The following is a 3,642-nucleotide window of genomic DNA, read 5'->3' as shown; positions in this document are numbered from 1 at the left end:
GCGTATAATCGTCGGCAGCGTCAGATGTGTATAAGAGACAGGTGCGGGGTGGGGAGCATGGCGGTCTCCTTGATGTGTTCCCTCTCCCCTCTGGGGAGAGTGTTAGGGTGAGGGGGTTGCGCGTGTGCCGGACAAACCGCCATGCGCAACCCCCTCACCGGCCCTCCGGGCCACCCTCTCCCCTCTGGGGAGAGGGTGGCCCGGAGGGCGAATGCGGGCGTCCTTCGAGGCGTCAGCCGCGCAGGGCGCCGGTGCGGCGGTAGGCGGTGGCGGCGCGCTGGGCACTGCCGGTCTGGCGGATCGCCGCCTGCACCGCGGCCCGCGCCGCGGCGATGCGCGCCCGCAGGCCCAGCAGATCGTCGATCAGCGCGAGGCGCTCCGCCGGGTCCGCGACCGGTCGGGACCGCTGACGGTCCACCCGCCGGGCGAGGCGGCGCAGCTCGGCGTCCAGGGCGGCTTCGCCGTCGAGAAGCGGTTGCGGCGGGTGCATGGCCGTCACCACCGCCGTCAGCGCTTCATGGCGATCAGCGTGTCCATCATGTCCTGCGAGGTGGTGATGACCTTGGAGGCGGCGGAATAGGCCTGCTGGGCGACGATCATGCGGCTGAACTCGTCGGTCAGCTCGACCGTCGAGCTTTCCAGCGCGCCCGCCGTCACCGTCCCGGCCTTGGCGTCGCCCGCCGTGCGGAGCTGGTATTGTCCGGCTCCCGCCGTCTGGGTGAAGGTGGTGCCGGTGACGCTTTCCAGCCCGTCGGCGTTGGCGAACGTGGCGATGGGGATCTGGTAGATCGCCCGCGTCTCGCCGTTGTCGAAGACGGCGCGGACGATGCCGTCCTTGCCGATGGTCGTCCCGGTCAGGGAGCCGGGCTTGTAGCCGTTCTGCGTCGTGGTCTCGACGCTGACCGAGGGCGTGCTGTCGCCCGACGCGTGCTGCGTCAGGCCGTTGTTGCTGTTGGCGGTGCCGAGGTTCAGCGCGACCGCGCTGCCGCCGGCCCCGGTGGTCCATCCGTCGACGGTGAAGGACAGGGCGGACAGGTCGGCGGCGGTCGTCGTGCCGTCCGCCGCCACCGTGGCGGCCGAGGCCAGTGTGCCGTCGGTGTTGAAGGAAAGCTGGATGGGGAAGCCGGCGATGGTCCCGGTGGTCCGGGTGGCGTCGGAGGACAGCACGGGGTCGGAGGCGTCCAGCTCCCACGTGTTCTCGCCGGTCTTGGTCCAGCTCAAGGTGATGGAGTGGCTGACGCCGAGGCTGTCGAACATCTCCATGTCGGTGGTGAAGCTGTCGCCGGTCTCCGCGTCCGAGGGCAGGTTGGCGTCGATCCCCATGGTCGAGGTCGCGTTGGGCGTGCCCTTGATGTTGGCGACGTTGACCGGGACGAGGCTGTCCACCGAACCCTTGTTGCCGGCGGCGACGGTGCCGTTGGCGTTCAGCGCCCAGCCGTAGAGGTAGTAGCCCTCGCTGTTCGACAGGTAGCCCTGGGCGTCGGTGGAGAAGGAGCCGTTGCGGGTGAAGGCGACGGTGCCGTCCGCCGTCTCCTCCGACACCACGAAGAAGCCCTCGCCGTTGATCGCCATGTTGGTGGAGACCGACGAGGACTGGATCTCGCCCTGCGCGCTGATGTTGCGGCAGGTGGTGGCGAGCACGCCGCCGGTCTGCTCGTCGATGGTCGCGGTCTTGTTGATGTAGGAGTTGAAGTTCGTCCCGGTGCTCTTGAAGCCGGTCGTGCTGGAGTTGGCGATGTTGCTGGAGATGGAGGCGAGCGCCTTGCTCTGCGCCATCAGGCCGGACGTGGCGCTGTACATCGCGCTGGTGATGCTCATCGTCGCACCTGTTGCAAGGAAGGGGAGAGGTCTGGGAGGAGGCCGGGAGGGGGCAGCTCAGCTCAGCGACAGCACGTCCTCGGCGGGCACGCTCACGCCGCCGATGCCCAGCGCCGCGCTGGTGCCGGAGGTGTCCACGGAGGTGACCGTGCCCTTGATCCGCGTCTCGGCGGCGATGGCGGCCTTGCTGGAGTCCAGCGCGGTGACGGTCAGGCTGTAGGTTCCCGACGTGTGGACCGCGCCATCGCGCCCCGTGCCGTCCCAGGTGAAGGAATGGCTGCCCTGGCCGGTGGCGCCGCCGTCCTGGTAGACGATGGCCCCGTCCTCATCGCGCACCGTCAGGGTGACCGACGCGGCCTCGCTGTTCAGCGAATATTCCCAGTTGGCCGCGCCGTTCTGCAGGGCGGTCGTGTCGCCCTCCGCCGTCACCGTCCGCCCGAGATAGCCCAGCGCCGAACTGCCGGTTCCCAGCGCCTGCACCGCCGAGGTCAGCTCGTCCAGCTTGTCGCTCATGGACATCTGCTGCTCCAGCGAGGAGAGCTGCACGAGCTGGCTGGTGTACTGGGCGGTATCCACCGGGTTGGTGGGGTCCTGCACCTCCAGCTGCTTCAGCAGCAGCGTCAGGAAGGACTGGTAGCTGCCGGCCAGCGAGGCCGAGGAGCTTTTGGCGGACGAGGTGGTCGTGACGGTCGAGGAGCTGAGCGAGTCAACCTGCATGGCGGCCTCCGGGATGCAGCCTCCCCGTCGCGGGAATCGGGGATTCCGCGTCCGTTTCGGCGTGATGATCCAGCGTGTGGTCCGGGAGGAGGCACCGCAGGGCGGAGCGTTGTCCCGTTCTGTGGCTATCCACGGAGGGGATCGGAAAAGCTGGCGGACTTTTTTCGGAGATGCTGGAGAGAGGTGGGAGAGGCCACACGGTGCTGTCAGGTTGGCGGGCGCGCCCTGTCGGTGGCAGGCTTCCGGTCATAAGCACGTCCATCAACCCGTACCGCGGCTTCCGCTTTCCGGCGGCGATCATCAACGAGGCCGTATGGCTGTACCATTGCTTCAGCCTGAGCCTGCGCGAGGTCGAGCTGATCCTGGCGGCGCGCGGTATCGAAATCAGCTACGAGACCATCCGGGAATGGGGCCTCCGGTTCGGGCGTGACTTCGCCAACACCCTCAGGCGTCGCCGGCCGAAGCCAGGCGACAAGTGGTTTGTCGACGAGGTGTTCATCCGCATCCGCGGCAAGCAGCACTACCTGTGGCCTGCCATCGACCAGGATGGCGTGGTCCTCGACTTCTTGGTCCAGAGCCGCCGCAACACAAAGGCAGCCAAGCGCTTTTTCCGCAAGCTGCTGAAGGGGCTGCGCTATGCCCCGCGTGTCCTGGTGACCGACAAGCTGAAATCCTACGCGGCAGCGAAGAAGGATTTGAAGCTCGGCAGAAAGCATCGGCAAAGCCCCTACCTGAACAACGCCTGCGAAGTGTCACATCAACCGACCCGACGGCGCGAGCGGCACATGAAGAGGTTCAAATCCGCCCGGCATGCCCAGAGGTTCCTCTCCACCCACAGCCCGATCCACAACCATTTCCAGCTGCGCCGCCATCTGATCTCCGCCACCGAGTACCGTGCCACCCGAGCGCGCGCCTTCACCATCTGGCGCGAGGTGACCGGCCTCGCCTTGACCGCCTGAATCATCCAGAACGCAGGTTGTTCAGACCCTCATCTCGTCAACCGACCTTGAAGTTGACAGTACCCACGCGTCTGCTGGAGCGGGCGCGCAAGGCCGGCACCCCGGTTTTCCACATCGTCCACCACGGCAAGCCCGGCGGCGCCCTGTT

At 67.5% G+C, this 3,642-nt stretch carries 4 protein-coding genes; 1 reads left to right on the top strand and 3 read right to left on the bottom strand.

Translation table 11 applies throughout. From position 1 onward, the window contains the following. Window positions 1–232 precede the first annotated feature (232 nt). Genes Q4I23_RS31385 through Q4I23_RS31375 form a run of 3 tightly spaced genes read right to left on the bottom strand, consistent with a single transcriptional unit; the run spans window position 233 to window position 2,535 of the window. Window positions 233–490: a hypothetical protein gene (locus Q4I23_RS31385; protein WP_498528812.1), complete on the bottom strand. Its 258-nt coding sequence runs from the start codon at window positions 488–490 to the stop codon at window positions 233–235. Window positions 491–507: 17 nt separating this feature from the next. Further along, complete coding sequence (gene flgE / locus Q4I23_RS31380; protein ID WP_498528811.1) at window positions 508–1,818, bottom strand: flagellar hook protein FlgE; 1,311 nt, start codon at window positions 1,816–1,818, stop codon at window positions 508–510. Window positions 1,819–1,875: 57 nt separating this feature from the next. Then, the gene (locus Q4I23_RS31375) at window positions 1,876–2,535 is read right to left on the bottom strand and encodes a flagellar hook assembly protein FlgD (protein ID WP_498528810.1); all 660 of its coding nucleotides are present in this window, start codon (window positions 2,533–2,535) and stop codon (window positions 1,876–1,878) included. Window positions 2,536–2,783: 248 nt separating this feature from the next. Here Q4I23_RS31375 and Q4I23_RS31370 point away from each other — a divergent pair, with 248 nt between their 5' ends. Next, entirely contained in the window at window positions 2,784–3,494 is a 711-nt protein-coding gene (locus Q4I23_RS31370) for an IS6 family transposase (RefSeq protein ID WP_498528813.1), read from the top strand. Window positions 3,495–3,642 lie beyond the last annotated feature (148 nt).

It is taken from the genome of Azospirillum sp. UFLA03-27 (assembly GCF_059803775.1).
This window is presented reverse-complemented; position numbering and strand designations above follow the sequence as displayed.

Coding starts and splice junctions, on each gene's coding strand:
- Q4I23_RS31375 (WP_498528810.1), bottom strand. CDS start 2,535: ATGCAGGTTGACTCGCTCAGCTCCTCGACCGTCACGACCACCTCGTCC.
- flgE (WP_498528811.1), bottom strand. CDS start 1,818: ATGAGCATCACCAGCGCGATGTACAGCGCCACGTCCGGCCTGATGGCG.
- Q4I23_RS31385 (WP_498528812.1), bottom strand. CDS start 490: ATGCACCCGCCGCAACCGCTTCTCGACGGCGAAGCCGCCCTGGACGCC.